This window comes from Thermopolyspora flexuosa (assembly GCF_006716785.1).
Classification (GTDB): Bacteria; Actinomycetota; Actinomycetes; order Streptosporangiales; family Streptosporangiaceae; genus Thermopolyspora; species Thermopolyspora flexuosa.
The window spans coordinates 58,609-74,684 of the sequence record NZ_VFPQ01000001.1; the positions used below are offsets into that span (position 1 = coordinate 58,609).

Annotated in this window: 16 protein-coding genes; 14 read left to right on the top strand and 2 right to left on the bottom strand. The window is 72.6% G+C overall.

The window, feature by feature from the left end; genetic code table 11:
- Positions 1–47: 47 nt before the first annotated feature.
- The 5 genes from FHX40_RS00230 to FHX40_RS00250 all read left to right on the top strand — a co-directional run bounded on the left by FHX40_RS00230 (position 48) and on the right by FHX40_RS00250 (position 5,692).
- Complete coding sequence (locus FHX40_RS00230; RefSeq protein ID WP_142257716.1) at positions 48–2,387, top strand: heavy metal translocating P-type ATPase; 2,340 nt, start codon at positions 48–50, stop codon at positions 2,385–2,387.
- A 108-nt stretch (positions 2,388–2,495) separates the two neighbouring features.
- Positions 2,496–3,029 carry an SRPBCC family protein gene (locus FHX40_RS00235; protein ID WP_142257717.1) on the top strand — a complete coding sequence of 178 codons (534 nt, stop codon included), beginning with the start codon at positions 2,496–2,498 and terminating at the stop codon, positions 3,027–3,029.
- Positions 3,030–3,126: 97 nt separating this feature from the next.
- Complete coding sequence (locus FHX40_RS00240) at positions 3,127–3,915, top strand: MerR family transcriptional regulator (protein WP_142257718.1); 789 nt, start codon at positions 3,127–3,129, stop codon at positions 3,913–3,915.
- Positions 3,915–4,763, top strand: coding sequence for a hypothetical protein (locus FHX40_RS00245; RefSeq protein ID WP_142257719.1), 849 nt, complete (start codon positions 3,915–3,917; stop codon positions 4,761–4,763). The genes FHX40_RS00240 and FHX40_RS00245 overlap by 1 nt, the downstream gene beginning before the upstream one ends.
- Before the next feature lie 158 nt (positions 4,764–4,921).
- Positions 4,922–5,692, top strand: coding sequence for a magnesium transporter MgtE N-terminal domain-containing protein (locus tag FHX40_RS00250; RefSeq protein WP_142257720.1), 771 nt, complete (start codon positions 4,922–4,924; stop codon positions 5,690–5,692).
- Positions 5,693–5,722: 30 nt separating this feature from the next.
- Here FHX40_RS00250 and mftR read toward each other — a convergent pair whose 3' ends face one another.
- Positions 5,723–6,280: a mycofactocin system transcriptional regulator gene (mftR, locus tag FHX40_RS00255; RefSeq protein ID WP_229788782.1), complete on the bottom strand. Its 558-nt coding sequence runs from the start codon at positions 6,278–6,280 to the stop codon at positions 5,723–5,725.
- 436 nt (positions 6,281–6,716) lie between these two features.
- Between mftR and FHX40_RS00260 the strand changes: the two genes are divergently transcribed.
- The 4 genes from FHX40_RS00260 to FHX40_RS00275 all read left to right on the top strand — a co-directional run bounded on the left by FHX40_RS00260 (position 6,717) and on the right by FHX40_RS00275 (position 10,425).
- On the top strand, positions 6,717–7,520 hold the full coding sequence (locus tag FHX40_RS00260) for a mycofactocin-coupled SDR family oxidoreductase (RefSeq protein ID WP_142257722.1): 804 nt from the start codon (positions 6,717–6,719) through the stop codon (positions 7,518–7,520).
- A gap of 107 nt (positions 7,521–7,627) precedes the next feature.
- Positions 7,628–8,455 (top strand): mycofactocin-coupled SDR family oxidoreductase, encoded by an 828-nt coding sequence (locus FHX40_RS00265; RefSeq protein ID WP_142257723.1) that lies wholly within the window; start codon positions 7,628–7,630, stop codon positions 8,453–8,455.
- A 44-nt stretch (positions 8,456–8,499) separates the two neighbouring features.
- Complete coding sequence (locus tag FHX40_RS00270; RefSeq protein ID WP_142257724.1) at positions 8,500–9,411, top strand: AAA family ATPase; 912 nt, start codon at positions 8,500–8,502, stop codon at positions 9,409–9,411.
- A 117-nt stretch (positions 9,412–9,528) separates the two neighbouring features.
- Positions 9,529–10,425 carry a VWA domain-containing protein gene (locus tag FHX40_RS00275; RefSeq protein WP_211350118.1) on the top strand — a complete coding sequence of 299 codons (897 nt, stop codon included), beginning with the start codon at positions 9,529–9,531 and terminating at the stop codon, positions 10,423–10,425.
- A gap of 36 nt (positions 10,426–10,461) precedes the next feature.
- On the opposite strand, the gene FHX40_RS00280 is transcribed toward FHX40_RS00275, so the two are convergent.
- Complete coding sequence (locus FHX40_RS00280; protein ID WP_142257726.1) at positions 10,462–11,217, bottom strand: helix-turn-helix domain-containing protein; 756 nt, start codon at positions 11,215–11,217, stop codon at positions 10,462–10,464.
- 148 nt (positions 11,218–11,365) lie between these two features.
- Between FHX40_RS00280 and FHX40_RS00285 the strand changes: the two genes are divergently transcribed.
- The 5 genes from FHX40_RS00285 to FHX40_RS00305 all read left to right on the top strand — a co-directional run bounded on the left by FHX40_RS00285 (position 11,366) and on the right by FHX40_RS00305 (position 16,047).
- Entirely contained in the window at positions 11,366–11,710 is a 345-nt protein-coding gene (locus tag FHX40_RS00285) for a hypothetical protein (protein WP_142257727.1), read from the top strand.
- 199 nt (positions 11,711–11,909) lie between these two features.
- Complete coding sequence (locus FHX40_RS00290; protein WP_142257728.1) at positions 11,910–12,257, top strand: hypothetical protein; 348 nt, start codon at positions 11,910–11,912, stop codon at positions 12,255–12,257.
- Between the two features lie 651 nt (positions 12,258–12,908).
- A complete protein-coding gene (gene hppD, locus FHX40_RS00295; RefSeq protein ID WP_142257729.1) occupies positions 12,909–14,108 on the top strand; it encodes a 4-hydroxyphenylpyruvate dioxygenase in 1,200 nt (399 codons plus the stop codon).
- 281 nt (positions 14,109–14,389) lie between these two features.
- The gene (locus tag FHX40_RS00300; RefSeq protein ID WP_142257730.1) at positions 14,390–15,385 is read left to right on the top strand and encodes an inorganic phosphate transporter; all 996 of its coding nucleotides are present in this window, start codon (positions 14,390–14,392) and stop codon (positions 15,383–15,385) included.
- A complete protein-coding gene (locus FHX40_RS00305) occupies positions 15,382–16,047 on the top strand; it encodes a DUF47 domain-containing protein (protein ID WP_211350119.1) in 666 nt (221 codons plus the stop codon). The genes FHX40_RS00300 and FHX40_RS00305 overlap by 4 nt, the downstream gene beginning before the upstream one ends.
- Positions 16,048–16,076: the final 29 nt, after the last annotated feature.

The following is a 16,076-nucleotide window of genomic DNA, read 5'->3' on the forward strand; positions in this document are numbered from 1 at the left end:
ACGCACGACGGCACCGGCCATGGCCGTCCATCCGGAGAGGAGGAGTGATGGCTTCCGTCACCGGCGACCGGCAGACGGCCGCGGGCACACCGAAGGACGAGGGCACGGCGGACGGCGTGGAGTTCGCCGCCCGGAACGTGATCGAGCTCTCGATCGGCGGCATGACCTGCGCGTCCTGCGCCGCCCGCATCGAGCGCAAGCTCAACAAGCTCGACGGCGTCACCGCGACCGTGAACTTCGCCACCGAGAAGGCGAAGGTCACCTACCCCGACGGCCTCGACCCGGCCGACCTCGTCGCCGTGGTGGAGAAGGCGGGCTACACCGCCGCCCTCCCCGCCCCGCCGCCGCCCGAGCCGGAGGAGGGCGGGCCCGCCGCCGATCGGGACACTGCGCAGGACACCGAGCAGGACGCCGAGCTGCGGGCGCTGCGCACCCGGCTGATCGTCTCGATCGTGCTGTCGGTGCCCGTGGTCGCGATGGCGATGATCCCGCCGCTGCAGTTCACCTACTGGCAGTGGCTGTCGCTCACCCTCGCCGCGCCGGTCGTGGTCTACGGCGGCCTGCCGTTCCACCGCGCCGCGTGGACGAACCTGCGCCACGGCACCGCCACGATGGACACGCTCGTGTCGCTCGGCACGCTCGCCGCGTTCGGCTGGTCGCTGTGGGCGCTGTTCTTCGGCACCGCCGGGATGCCGGGCATGACCCACGGCTTCGAGTTCACCGTGGTCCAGGGCCACGGCAGCGGCAACATCTACCTCGAGGCCGCCGCGGGCGTCACCACGTTCATCCTCGCCGGCCGCTACTTCGAGCACCGCGCCAAGCGCCGCGCCGGGGCCGCGCTGCGCGCGCTCATGGAGCTCGGCGCGAAGGACGTCGCGGTGCTCCGCGACGGCGCCGAGGTCCGGGTGCCGATCGACCGGCTCGCCGTGGGCGACCTGTTCACGGTACGGCCCGGCGAGAAGATCGCCACGGACGGCGTGGTGGTCGAGGGCTCCTCGGCGGTGGACGCGAGCATGCTCACCGGCGAGTCGGTCCCGGTCGAGGTACGGCCCGGCGACGCGGTGACCGGCGCGACCGTGAACGCGGGCGGGCGGCTCGTGGTGCGCGCCACCCGGGTGGGCGCGGACACCCAGCTCGCCCAGATGGCCCGGCTGGTGGAGGAGGCGCAGACCGGCAAGGCCCAGGTGCAGCGGCTCGCCGACCGGATCTCGGCGGTGTTCGTGCCCGTGGTGATCGCCCTCGCGGTGGCCACGCTCGGGTTCTGGCTCGCCCGCGGGGCCGGGCCGGAGGCGGCGTTCACCGCCGCGGTCGCCGTGCTGATCATCGCCTGCCCGTGCGCGCTCGGCCTCGCCACCCCGACCGCGCTGCTCGTCGGCACCGGCCGGGGCGCCCAGCTCGGCATCCTGATCCGCGGGCCGGAGGTGCTGGAGTCCACCCGCCGCATCGACACCGTGGTGCTCGACAAGACCGGCACGATCACCGAGGGCCGGATGACCGTCGTCGACGTGGTCGTCGCCGAGGGCGAGGACCGCGACGAGGCGCTGCGGCTCGCCGGGGCGCTCGAGCACGCCTCCGAGCACCCGATCGGCAGGGCGATCGCCCGCGCCGCGCTCGACGCCGCCGACGGCGCCGCGCTGCCGGTGCCGGAGGGCTTCGCCAACGTCGAGGGCCTCGGCGTGCGGGGCACGGTCGAGGGCCACCACGTGCTCGTCGGCCGGCCCGCGCTGCTCGCCGAGCGGGCGTCCGCACCGCTCCCACCGGAGCTGGAGCGCGCGTTCGAGCAGGCCCGGGCGGCCGGCCGTACCGCGGTGGCGGTCGGCTGGGACGGCAGGGCGCGCGCCGTGCTCGTGCTCGCCGACCGGGTCAAGCCGACCTCGGCCGAGGCGATCCGCCGCCTGCGCGAGCTCGGCCTCACCCCGGTGCTGCTCACCGGCGACAACAAGGCGGTGGCCGAGGCGGTCGCGCAGGAGATGGGCATCACCGAGGTGTTCTCCGAGGTGCTGCCCGCGGACAAGGTGGCCGTGGTGAAGCGGCTGCAGTCCGAGGGCCGGGTGGTGGCGATGGTGGGCGACGGCGTGAACGACGCCGCCGCGCTCGCCCAGGCCGACCTGGGCCTGGCAATGGGCACCGGCACCGACGCGGCGATCCAGGCCGCCGACCTCACGCTGGTGCGCGGCGACCTGCGGGTGGCGGCGGACGCGATCCGGCTGGCCCGCCGTACCCTCGCGACCATCAAGGGCAACCTGTTCTGGGCGTTCGCCTACAACGTCGCGGCGCTGCCGCTCGCCGCGGCCGGGCTGCTCACCCCGATGATCGCCGGTGCCGCGATGGCGTTCTCCAGCGTGTTCGTGGTGAGCAACAGCCTGCGCCTGCGCCGCTTCGCCTGACCGCCGCGAGAACGGTGGTCCATATCGAGAGCACTGCTCTTGCATTCCGAGGCCACCTCGTGAGATCGTCGCTCTGAAAAGAGAGCACCGATCTCGCGAGGTGGCCTCATGCCGTCCCGGCTCCGCTACTCCGGCCCGCCGCCGGAGGTCCTCTACCGCGACTACGCCGCCCGGGGGCGGGTGGACCGCGACGCCCAGCTGGTGTCCTCCTCCAGCCGGATCGTCGGGCATCCGGCCGAACGCGTGTGGGAGACGCTCACCGACGTGCCCGGCTGGCCGTCCTGGGCGGCGAACGTGCGCGTCACCGCGTTCGACGGGGTGCGCCCCGGCGCCCGCTTCCGGTGGCGGCTGAACGGCGTGGCGATCCGGTCCCGGTTCGCCGTGGTGCGGCCGGGCCGCGAGCTCACCTGGACCGGCGCGTTCCTGTGGTTCCGCGCGGTGGACCGGCACGTGCTCGAGCCGGTGGGGGAGCACGCCACCCGGGTGACGATCACCGAGTCGCTCGCCGGCCCGCTGCTCCCGCTGCTCTACAGCGCCGAACGCCTGCGCGCGAACCACGAGCGCTGGCTCGCCGACCTCGCCGCCGCCCTCGACGCCCGGCCGGTACGGCGGGCCGGGGACGGCCCGTCGCGCGGCGGTTGACCCTGTCTCATGGTCAACCGCGAGGCGGTTGACCCTGTCTCATGGTCAACCGCGAGGCGGTTGACCATGACGCAACGTCAACGTTCTTACTGCCCGCATGAGGATCGGCGAACTCGCCGCACTGGTCGGGGTGACCACCCGTACCGTGCGCCACTACCACCATCTGGGCCTGCTCCCCGAGCCCGCGCGCCGGGCGAACGGCTACCGCGAGTACCGGCTGCGGGACGCGGTCGTCCTCGCCCGCATCCGGCGGCTGGCGGAGCTGGGCCTCTCCCTCGACGAGATCCGTGACGTGCTCGCCGACGACCAGGGCCGGGAGCTGCGCGAGGTGCTCGCCGAGCTCGACGCCGACCTCGCCCGGCAGCAGGAGGCGATCGCGGCCCGGCGGGCCCGGCTCGCCGCGCTGCTGCGCGAGGAGGAGCTCGACCCCGACGCGCCGATCTCGCCGGACATGGCGGAGGTGCTGCGCCACCTGCCCGCCGAGGGGTCCCGGCTCGCCGCCGTCGACCGCGGGCTGCTCACCCTGCTCGACACGGTGACCGAACCGGCGGCCCGCGAGCGCGTGCTCACCCTGCTGCGCCCGCTCACCACGCCCGAGGCGGTCGCCCGCGGGCGCGAGCTCTACCGGCGGCTGGAGGAGCTCGCCGACGCCGACCCCGGCGACCCCCGGGTGGCCGAGCTCGCCGCCGACTTCGCCGCGAGCATCCCCGCCGAGCTGACCGGGTTCGCCGGGACCGCCGAGCCGGCCGACGGCCCGGGCGGCGACGTCGGGAACGACGCCGCCGTCTGGCTGGACGCGATCACCGCCGAGCTCTCCCCGGCCCAGGCCGAGGTGGTCCGGCTCACCGTACGCAGGCTCGCCGAGCGCCGGGAGGAGGGCCGCTGATGGTACGGCTCGCGCGCCTGCTGGCGCTCCTCGTGCCCCCGGCCGAGGTGCTCGTCGTGGTGCTGCTGCTCACCGGGGTGGAGCTGCCCATGCCGGTGATCGTCGCCGCCGAGTCGGCCGTCGCCACGGTCATCGTGGTGGAGGTGACGACCGCGTACCGCCTGTTCCGGGAGGAACGGCGGGCCGGGGCGGGCCGCCGGGCCGCCGCGGCGGCGGTGTGGCGCCGCCTGGTGCCCGAGCCGGCGCGCCGGGCCCTGGCGTTCGAGATGAAGGGCACGGCGAGCGTCGCGCTGTGGCTGCTGCGCCGCCGCGACGGGGTGCCGCCGGGCGCCACCGCCCTGCCGTACGCGGGGGAGCAGTGGCCGATGCTGCTCATCCTCATCGGCGCGATGGCCGTCGAGGGGGTGGTGGTCGAGGTGCTGCTCGCCGCGTTCGACGTGGCCACGGCCATCCGGGTGGTGGTGATCGTGCTGCACGTCTACACGATCTGGCTGCTGCTCGCGGCCGGCGCGTCCTGCGCGGTGCGCCCGCACGTGGTGACCGGGGACACCCTGCGGATCCGGTACGGGGTCTTCCTCGACGTGTCCGTGCCCCGCGCGCTCATCACCTCGGTACGGCTCGCGCGGCGGCACGACGAGCCGCGGGTGGTGGCCGTCGCGGACGGCGGGCTCGCCGTCGCCGTCTCCTCGCGGACCAACGTGGAGCTGGAGCTCGCCGAGCCGATCACGGTGGCCCGTCCGCTCGGGGCCCGGGCCGAGGTCACCTCGATCCGCTTCTTCACCGCCGACCCGGCCCTCGCCGTCACCGCGCTCAGCGCGGGAAAGGCGCCATCTGACACCTACGAGTAAAGATTGTTAAGGGCGTATGCGGGCGGTGACAAAGGTGCCTCAAGGGTCTTAGAGTCAACATTCACCACACTAACCGACTTTTGACCCTTGATCACTGTGCGATCTCTCACAGGGAGATCACGGACCCGACGGCCTGTGCGACTAGGCGGGAGGCGAGCATGCTGCCCGGTTGGATGATGCCGATCGACGAGCTCATCAACAACGTCCTCAGCGCCCCGCGTCACGAGGCAGCCCGCGTCCTCGTCGCCTTGCCTCCCGATCGGTTCGAGCCGGTGCTCCAGGCGATGCGGCTCGAGGACCTGATCCACGTGGCGATCGCCGCCCGGCCGAAGGAGCAGGCCGAGCTCATGTCACGGCTGTCCATCACCAAGATCCAGGACATGGTGCACGCGATGGCGCCGTCGTACGCGGCGACGTTGCTGTCGTCGCTGCCGCCCAAGCGCCTGGTGGCCGTGATGGAGGGCGTGTCCCCGCAGCACACCTCCGAGCTGCTGCGGGTCATGCCGGAGGAGCAGCGGGCGATCCTGCTCAGCTCGATGGACCGGCAGAACGCGGGCTCGCTGCTCGCCTCCAGCTACGAGCTCGACGTCGCACAGGTCCTGGCACGTACCAACGTCACCGTCTCCTCGCTCGGCGAGGGCCAAACCGACGCCCTGCTCGTCGGCATCTTCGGCCGGTACATCCTGCTCACCATCCACTACATCGACCAGGGCGAGTTCACCGCGCAGGACCTGCAGAAGGCCGAGTCGCGGGCGCACGGCATGCAGGTGAGCGCGGTGCTCGCGGTCACCAACGCCCCGATCTCCTACGACGTCCAGGAGTACAAGCTCGACGCGATGCGGCGCGGCCGGGTCATCGACGTCGTCACCTGGACCGATCCCGGCCACGACGGCCAGCTCCAGCGCATGCTCGTCCAGCTCGTCCGCTGACCCTGCGCACCGGGCGGGTCGCCCGCGGCGTCAGCCGAGGGCGAACCCGCTCCGCAGCATGTCCAGGCCCGCCTCCAGCAGGCGGGACAGGTCGGCGTCCTCGTGCCGCAGCCACTGCTCGTACGCGCCCAGCGCGACGCCGAGCAGCGCCCAGGCGATCGCCTGCGGCGGGTGGTCGTCGGTACGCAGCCCCAGGCGCTCGGCCGCGTACTCGGCGATCACGTTCCGCCATGCCGCGTACCGGAGGATGGAGTGCGCCTGCAGGGCGGGCACGTACAGCAGCAGCCGCATGCGCTCGCGGTGCCAGTGGATCTCCTCCGGCGGCAGCCGGTTGAACTCGAGCACCGCGGCGCGCAGCGCCTCCATGAGCGGGGCGGACCGTGGCTGCCGGCGCAGGAACTCCCGCAGGTCCGCAAGGCGCTGGTCGAAGTCGCCCCACAGCACGTCGTTCTTGGAGGGGAAGTAGCGGAAGAACGTCCTGCGCCCGATGCCGGCGGCAGCCGCGATGTCGTCGACGGTGGTGGCCTCGAAGCCCTGGTCACGGAAGAGCCGGATCGCCACGTGGGTCAGCTCCGCCGCGGTCGTCACGGGGCGTCTGCCCAGCCGGCCGGCCGGGCGCGAGGTGCCGTGCGGTGACGCCGAGCCCACGTTGGGTCTTCCTTTCTGCACTGAGTGCCATTAGTGTCGGTGCAACGACAGAGGCGGATGACGTCGCCGACGTCCTTTCGACGTCGTCCTGAACCCGAGGAGCGTCCCATGTCCGTCCCTCTCCGACCGACCTCTCCCACGCCCTCGCCGAAGGACGCCGGGCCGCCGGCATAGCCACGGCCGCGTAGCCCTCGTCACCGCCCCCGTGCCGGAACGCGATCCCGAATCCTAGGCGGGTCGCGGCATGCCCGCACGGCCGCCGCCGCTTTCCGAAGCGGACCATCGTCCCTGATCAATCCCCGAAACCCCCGTTCCGATCGACCCCGCACCCCGTGTCGCGGAGGTCGGTCACGCAGCGCGACGCAAGGAGCACGGTATGGGACGTGTCGCAGGCAAGGTCGCCCTCATCACCGGTGCCGCCCGTGGCCAGGGCCGCAGCCATGCCGTACGGCTGGCGCAGGAGGGGGCCGACGTCATCGCGGTGGACATCTGCGGACCGATCCCGAACATCACCTATCCGCACGCCACCCCCGACGACCTCGCCGAGACGGTCAAGCAGGTCGAGGCGCTCGACCGGCGGATCGTCGCGGTGCATGCGGACGTGCGGGACCGCGACGCGCTCAAGCAGGCGATCGACACCGGGGTGGCCGAGCTGGGGCGGCTCGACATCGTGGTGGCGAACGCCGGTATCTGCATCATCAAGAGCTGGGACGAGGTCACGCCGGAGATCTGGCGCGACACCATCGACATCAACCTCACCGGCGTGTGGAACACCGTCCAGCTCGCCGCGCCGCACCTGATCGCCGCCGGGGGCGGGTCGATCATCATCACCAGCTCGGCCGCCGGCCTGAAGGGCCTGCCGTTCCTCGCCCCGTACGCCGCCTCCAAGCACGGCCTCGTCGGGTTGATGCGCGTCTTCGCCCACGAGCTCGCCCAGCACAACATCCGGGTCAACACCGTGCACCCCACCGGCGTGCGCACCCCGATGGGCGAGGGCGGCGGGCTCACCGAGCTGCTCGCGAAGAACCCGCGGCTCGGCGGCATGTTCACCAACAGCCTGCCCATCGAGGCCACCGAGCCGGAGGACATCAGCAACGCGGTGCTGTTCCTCGCCTCCGACGAGTCCCGCTACGTCACCGCGCACACCCTGACCGTGGACGCCGGTAACACCCAGTACTGATCCGCGTACGAAACCGACAGCGACCCGAGCCGCACCCCCTGGAACCCGAGCGAGAGACCGCAGGACCACATTCCCCCGCAATTCCCCCGCAGCGAAGGAGGCGCGAGATGGGACGCGTTTCGGGCAAGGTCGCCTTCATCACCGGTGCCGCCCGTGGCCAGGGCCGCAGCCACGCGGTACGGCTGGCGCAGGAGGGCGCCGACATCATCGCGGTGGACATCTGCCGCCAGATCGACACCGTCCCCTACCCGATGGCCACGCCGGACGACCTCGCCGAGACCGTCAAGCAGGTCGAGGCGCTCGACCGGCGGATCGTCGCCGTCGAGGCCGACGTGCGCGACCACGACGCGCTCCAGGCGGCCGTCGACCGGGGCGTGGCCGAGCTGGGGCGGCTCGACATCGTGGTGGCGAACGCCGGCATCGCCTCGCACGGCTCGGCCGAGGAGATGAGCCTGCAGACCTGGCAGGACATGATCGACGTCAACCTCACCGGGGTGTGGCTCACCGCCAAGGTCGCCATCCCGCACCTCAAGGCGGCGGGCGGCGGCTCGATCATCATCACCAGCTCGGCCGCCGGGCTCCAGGCGTACGCGAACGTGTCCCACTACGTCGCGGCGAAGCACGGGGTGGTCGGCCTCATGCGCACCCTCGCCCTGGAGCTGGGGCCGCACAACATCCGGGTGAACAGCATCCACCCGACCCAGGTCGACACCCCGATGATCATGAACGAGCCGACGTACCGGCTGTTCATGCCCGACGCGGAGAACCCGACCCGGGAGGACTTCGCGCCGGTGTCGCAGGCGATGCACGCGCTGCCGACGCCCTGGATGGACCCGGTCGACATCAGCAACGCGGTGCTGTTCCTCGCCTCCGACGAGGCCCGGTACATCACCGGCGTCACGCTGCCCGTCGACGCCGGAGCCGTCATCAAGTAGTCCGCACAGGGGCACGGCCACGGACCGCGAGGAGGAGCAGCCGGATGGCAGGTGAGGATCTCGCCCGCACGCGCGAACGGGTCGCCGCCCGTCTCGTCGGCCGCGAGCGCGAGCTCGAGCTCGTCCTCGCGGCCGTGGCCGCCGGCCGGGACATCGTGCTGGAGGGGCCGCCGGGGGTCGGCAAGACGACGATGCTCCAGGCGATCACCGAGGAGTGGGGCATCCCGCTCGTGCTCGTCGAGGGCAACGCCGACCTCACCCCGGCGAAGCTGATCGGCCACCACAACCCGGCGCGGGTGCTGCAGGAGGGCTACGACGCCGACAACTTCGTGCCCGGGCCGCTCGTGCAGGCGATGCGCGACGGCGGGTTCCTCTACATCGAGGAGTTCAACCGCGCGCCCGACGACGTGATCAACACGCTGCTCACCGCGATGGCCGAGCGCCGGATCGCGGTGCCGCGCGTCGGCGTGGTGCAGGCCAGGCCGACCTTCCGGGTGATCGCCTCGATGAACCCGTACGACAACGTGGGCACCACCCGGCTGTCCACCAGCGTGCACGACCGGCTCAACCGGCTCGCCATCGGCTACCAGGACGCCGCGGCCGAGCGGGGCGTGGTCGCGCTGCGCACCGGCGCCTCGGGCCCGCTCGAGGACCGGCTCGCCGACGACGCGGTGGCGGTCACCCGGGCCACCCGCGAGCACCCGGACGTACGGCAGGGCAGCAGCGTGCGCGGCGCGATCGACCTCGTGCTCGTGGCCCGGCAGCTCGCCGCGCTGCGCGGCGTGCGCGACCCCGGCGACGACGCGTATCCCGCGCTCGTGCACGACGCCATGGTGGTCGCGCTCTCCGGGCGCATCCACCTCGACGAGGCGGCCGAGGCCACGCCCGAGCAGGTGCTCAAGGAGATCTGGGAGGATCACTTCCTGCTGCGGCCGTCCGCCGCCGCGCCCGGTTGAAGGGAGGCCGAGGCGGACTCGCCGCTGAGCCGCGACGGCCGGGGCCCGCTCGGCCGGCGGAACCGCGCGCTGCGTCCGCTGCGGCGCAAGCCCAAACAGCTCACCGAACGGCCGACCGTGTTCGAGGCCGTGCCCGACGGCGGGAGCGCCCGCGGCGGCATCGTGCTGCGCGCCCGGCCCGGCCGCGCCGGTACGGCGGCGCCGCCCCGCCGCGGCGCGAGCGCGCCGGGCGCCACCGACGAGACCGCCGAGATCGTGCCGCTCGACACCGGCGGCGCGGGCGTCGACCCGGCCGTGCGCGCCCGCGCCCGAGAGATCGCCGCCCGGCTCGCCGTACCGCGGCCGCGCACCGGCCGCACCGCCCGCCCCGGCACCGGTGCCCTGGCGAGCCTGCCGTACCGGGGCGACGCGGACGAGATCGACGTCGACCGCACCCTGGAGCGGCTGACCGAGCGGCCCCTCCCCGAGGACGAGGACGTCGTCGTCCGCGACCGGGTCCGCACCCGCCGCGCGGTCGTGCTCGCCGTCGACGTGTCCGGGTCGATGAAGGGGGAGCGCATCCGTACCGCCGCCGCGACCGTCGGCGCGCTCGCCGCCGAGCTGCACCGCGACGCCCTCGCCGTGATCGCGTTCTGGTCAGACGCCGCGATCCTGCTCCGGCTCGGGCACCCGGTGCGGCCACTGGAGCTGCTCGACACCCTGCTGCGGCTGCCCGCGCGCGGCCTCACCAACGTGTGCTTCCCCCTCGACCTCGCCGCCCGCGAGCTCGCCCGCGTCCCCGCCCGGGACGCCCGGGTGCTGCTGCTGTCCGACTGCGTGCACAACGCCGGCCCCGACCCCCGCCCGGCCGCGGCCCGGCTCCCCCGGCTCGACGTGCTCCTCGACACCGGCGAGGAGCACGACCTCGAGCTCGCCCGCGACCTCGCCCGGCTCGGCCGCGGCACCCTCCACCCCATCCCCGGCCACCGCGCCGTCGCCCCCGCGCTGAGCGCCCTGTTCCGCGCGAGCGCGTGAGGCCGCCCGGCCGTCACCGGAACACCCGCGAAAGCGTCACAACCACCCGCGGCGGTGGGCGAGGATCGCCGCCTGGAACCGGCTCGTGGTGCCGAGCAGGGCGAGCAGCTCGCTCACGCGCCGGGAGTACGTGCGAAGCGACAGGCCCAACCGTGCGGCGGCGGCATGGTCGGGCAGGCCGTCGTGCATGCAGGCCAGGATCGGGACCAGGTGCGCGGGCGGCCCGCCGGCGTCGCGGACGGCGGGGTTGTCGCCGCCGTTCCACGCGTCGCGGTGCAACCGGGTCAGGGCGGCCACCACGATGGGGTCGCGGACGAGGAGCATGCCGTTGAACATGGCGTGCTGGTCGAGCGCGAGCACGGCCGCCGCACGGTCGAACACCGTCAGCCGGAACGGGATCTTCTCGATCAGACGGGCCTGGCTGCCCGACCGCCACTGGATGGTGTCGATCCCCGAGTCGCAGGCGAGTCCGCGCGGAGTGGTGATCTGGCGTACGACGGGGATTCTGGCGACCGCCAGGCGCATCCAGTCGGCCGCATTCGTGACCATGCGCTCTGAGATGCCCCGGTTCAAGCAGAGTGAGAGGTCGTCGAAGGTCAGCAGTTCCCGGCGGGTGGCGGCGACGAGCCGCATGACCACGGTCCCCACCTTGGCCGCAGGTATCACCTGGGCCGGTGGCCGGACGCCCCGCGCCGCGTAGAAGGCGGACTCCGCCAAGGCCTCGCCGACCGTTTCCCGCGCCGCGGCCCGCGCCTCGGCCTGCCGCTGATCGTCAGCCGGTGACCGTGCCATTGTCACCCTCCTCACCCGAAACGCCGGGGCGCGGTCGTTCATGGTTCAACCACTGGCGCGTTCACGTCACGACACCCATCGACCACAAAGCGTAGTCATACGCTGACGGCTGCCGAAAGGCGATGGATGAACGAACAGAGAGGACACCATGCGCAAGAGGTCAACAGCACCGGTGCGCGCACTCGCCACCGGCGTCGTCGCCGCTGCGGCCCTGGCCGCGCTGACCGCGGTCCCGGCCGAGGCGATCGTCATGCGTCCCCCCGGCCCCAACGAGGATTGCGTCACCGGTGCCGATGGGACCCATGTCGGCTGGGCCCAGTGCACGAACAACGGCCGGCGCACGATCAGGTTCAGGGGCGTGATCGTCTGCGGCTGGTGGCCCGACCGCTACACCGAGTGGAAGGTCCTCGGCCCAGGCCAAACCGGTCGGGTCAGGGGCGAGTGCGGCGGCAGTGGGGTCGGCGGCGTCGGCATCGACGTCCGCGACGATTAGTCGCCCGCAGCCATGCGCACCGGCGATAAGCCGTGCCGCCATGGCGCCCATCTTGGACGCGTCCACCACCTGGGCCGGTGGCCGGACGCCGCGTTGTTCGGCCACCGGCATGCTCACGCCACGACGCTGATCCATCGCAACGAGCGGTCTCACGGTGACGCTGCCGAAGGGCGATGGATGAACGAACAGAGAGGACACCATGCGTAAGAGGTCAACAGCACCGGTGCGCGCACTCGCCACCGGCGTCGTCGCCGCTGCGGCCCTGGCCGCGCTGACCGCGGTCCCGGCCGAGGCGATCGTCATGCGTCCCCCCGGCCCCAACGAGAGGTGCAGCACCGGCACCATCGGACAATTCACCGGTTACGCAGACTGCATTAACAACAACAATCACCCGATCGAGGTCAAAGCAGTGATCATCTGCGGCTTGTGGTTCGACAGGCACACCGACTGGGTGGTCATCCACCCCGGCCGCGGCGCAAGGCTCCAGGGCAGCTGCACCCACGGCAGTGGGGTCGGCGGCGTCATCATCGACGTTCGCGATCGGTAGTTGCCCGCGGTCATGCACACCGGATGGGGGTTTTCACCCTGGGAGACCTGCTCGCCGCCGTCACGGCCGCGGCATTCCGCCGTCGCGGTCGGCCTCCCGGGCCTGGCGAGCATGCTCCACTCCGCCGGGGCGGCACTCCCATAAGGACACCGTCGTCTGCAAAGACCACAACAGCCACCCCATTGGTTCCGCCCCTCGTCCATCGGTGACCGGTATCGGAGTGGAGATCCGAGATCTTGGACTCCTCCCTCCGGCAAGGCGGGGATTCCTGCTTCACCGCTCGCGGGCCGGGCTTCCTGGTACGGGTGTCGGCTGTCGAAGGACCCCTCGCGCGGGTGCGCGCGGGGGCCGCGCGAGGACCGCGAGCCGCGGCGAGCGCGGCCCGGGACCGTCCGGGCCGTCCGCCGCGGCTCTGTCGTTCCGGCACCGCCGTACCGGAGCGCCTCCGCCGCCCGTGCTGCGCGCTCTGTGTCATGGCCGGGTCAACGGCTGGGCAATCCGACCAGCGTCCGGCCGACTCGGCTGGCCATATTGCGCAGGCTGACCAGTGTTCGGCTGCCCATGTTGTCCAACGGCGACTCCGTGCTGTCCCATGGCGGCTACGACGCATCGGGGGGTGTTCGGACGGCACGCACGCAGCGAGGAGGAGACATGGGCCTGGAGCACACGCTCACGCTGACCGACCAGGAGCGGCGCGCGGACCTCGACATCGACCGGCTGCGGCGGCTGGTGGGGCTGGTGCCGCACGACGGGTCGGCGGACCCGTTCCCGGTGACCGGGTGGGACGCGATCGAGTGGGTGGTCGGGAACGCCACGCAGACCGCGCACTTCTACCGCACGGTCTTCGGCATGGAGCTCGTCGCCTACTCGGGCCCGGAGACCGGCAACCGGGACCACGTGGCGTACGTGCTGGTCAGCGGGGCGGTCCGGTTCGTGGTGAAGGGCGGGGTCGCGCCGGACAGCCCGCTGCTCGACCACCACCGGCGGCACGGCGACGGCGTGGTCGACATCGCGCTCGAGGTGCCGGACGTCGACCGGTGCGTGGAGTACGCCCGCAGCCAGGGCGCGACCGTGCTGGAGGAGCCGCACGACCTCACCGACGAGTACGGCACGCTGCGGGTGGCCGCGATCGCGACCTTCGGCGACACCCGGCACAGCCTGGTGGACCGCTCCCGGTACGGCGGGCCGTACCGGCCGGGGTACGTGCCGCGCACCGTGCCCACGCGGCGGCCGGAGCCGCTGTTCGAGGCCCTCGACCACGTGGTGGGCAACGTCGAGCTCGGCAAGATGGACGAGTGGGTGGCGTTCTACAACCGGGTGATGGGGTTCACCAATCTCGCCGAATTCATCGGCGACGACATCGCCACCGAGTATTCCGCGCTGATGTCGAAGGTGGTGGCGAACGGAAACCACCGCGTGAAGATTCCGCTGAACGAGCCGGCGGTCGCGCGCCGGCGCAGCCAGGTCGACGAGTATCTCGATTTCTACCAGGGCCCAGGCGTGCAGCATCTCGCGCTCGCCACGAGCGACATTCTGCGCACGGTGGACCGGCTGCGCGCGGCGGGCATCGAGTTTCTCGACACCCCGGACGCCTACTACGAGGATCCCGAGCTGCGGGCGCGTATCGGCAAGGTGCGGGTGCCGATCGAGGAGCTGCAGCGGCGCCGCATCCTCGTCGACCGTGACGAGGACGGATACCTGCTGCAGATCTTCACCAAGCCGATCGGGGACCGGCCCACGGTCTTCTTCGAGCTCATCGAACGGCACGGCTCGCTCGGCTTCGGCAAGGGGAACTTCCAGGCGCTGTTCGAGGCGCTCGAGCGGGAGCAGGCGCGGCGCGGCAACCTGTGACCGGAAATCGCCAAAAAACTCACAAACGCGATTTGTCGGATAAGCGGAATATGTACATAGTATGTCAAGACAAACTCTTGACTGTTCACCTTCTGTTCATCTAAAACTGGAATAATTGGACAAGGAGGGTCTATGTGCTCCCGGTTATCCGTCCGCAATTACGTCGTTTTCCGCGCCTGGGATCCCACATCCACCAGCGAGAACCGGCGCCACCGACGTCACGCGCGCGGATCGGCCGCGAGCACGACCCGCATTTTCCGCGACCCGGTGGTTCCCGCCATATGACGGGGTGGGTCCCGGCGTTCACGGTGACCGCCGTGGCCTTCGTGCTCATCACCGGGGCGAACGACGGGGCGACGCTGATCGGACTGGGCCTGCGCTTCCCCGATGTGCCGGGCTGGCTGACCGCCGCGCTGCTCACGGCCGTGCTGTTCGCCGGGCCGTACCTCATGGGGATCTCCGTGGCCCGCACCTTCACCGAGCGGCTCGTCGCGTTCGGTACGGCGGGCGGCGCGGCGACCTTCCTCGCCGGGGTGATCACCGCGCTGGTCGTGGTCGCGGTCCTCACCAACCGCGGCCTGCCGACCAGCCTCACCCTCGCGCTCATCGGCGGCATCACCGGCGCGGGCCTCGGCGCGGGCCTGCCGGTCTCCTGGTCCGGGGTCGGCACGGTGCTCGCGGCGGGCGCCGCCGCGCCGGTGGCCGGCCTGGTCTTCGGGTACCTGCTCGGCGTGATCGCCGGGCGGGTACCCGCCACCCGCCGCATGCCCCGCCTCGTCCGGGCCGCCCACCTTCTCGCGTACGGCCTGCAGAGCGTCGCCTACGCCGCGAACGACGGCCAGAAGATGATCGCGGTCGCGGGGGTGGCGCTCGCCGTGGCCACGGGCGGCCTCGACGCGGTCGGCGAGATCGACGTGCCGCCGGCGTGGATGGCCGCACTGACCGCCCTGTTCTTCGCCGGCTCCCTCGTCGGGCTGGGCCGGGTCGGCGCGCGGCTCGGCCGGGGCCTCGCCATCACCCGCCCGCCGCACATCGTCTGCGCCGAGGTGGCCGCCTCCGGCGCGGTGCTCGGCAGCGTCGCGATCGGCTGTCCGGTGAGCATCACCCAGTCGATCGCCGCGGGCGTGGTCGGCGTCGCCGCCCGCGAGGGCCTGCGCCGCATCCGCTGGCAGCAGGTGGCGAACATCGGGCTCGCCTGGCTCGTCACCCTGCCCGCCGCGATGCTGCTCGCCACCCTCGCCGGGCTCGTCCTCCGCCTCGTCCCGGGGGTGCGGTGAGCGCCGCCCGCCGGATCCCCGGCCTGCGCCGCCTCGCCCAGGCCTGGGCCGACCTGCGCGGCAAGTCCGGCCACCGGATCGTCGACCTCGTCTGCGCCCAGATCGCCCACGCCCGCGCCGGCGCCGAGCTCGCCCGCGCCACCGCCGCCGGGGCGGTGGACCGTACCGAGGCCCGCGCCAAGATGGCGGAGGTCGAGCACGAGGGCGACGCCGCCCGGGCGAACCTGGTCCGCGCCCTCGGCCGGGTGCTCGTCACCCCGATCGACCGCGAGGACCTCTACCGCCTATCCCGCTCGGTCGACGACGTCCTCGACCACCTGCGCGACTACGTGCGCGAGACCGACCTGTTCGGCCCACGCGACCTCACCTTCGCCGTCGAGCCCCTGGAGGCCCTCATCGACGGCCTCGACAAGCTGGAGACCGCCGCCCGCATGATGATCGAGTCCCCGTCCTCGGTCACCACCGCCGCCCTCGCCACCCGCAAGTCCTGTACCCGGCTGCGCCAGCTCCACCAGTCCCGCCTCGCCACCCTGCTCGCCGCCCCCCTCGACCTCGAGGCGCAGCGCGAACGCGAACTCCTCCTCCGCCTCGACGCCGTCGGCCGCCGCCTCCGCGAGGCCGCCGACACCCTCGCCGACGGCATGCTCAAGCGCAGCCACTGACCGCTTTTGCATTACCGGTGCCGAACACG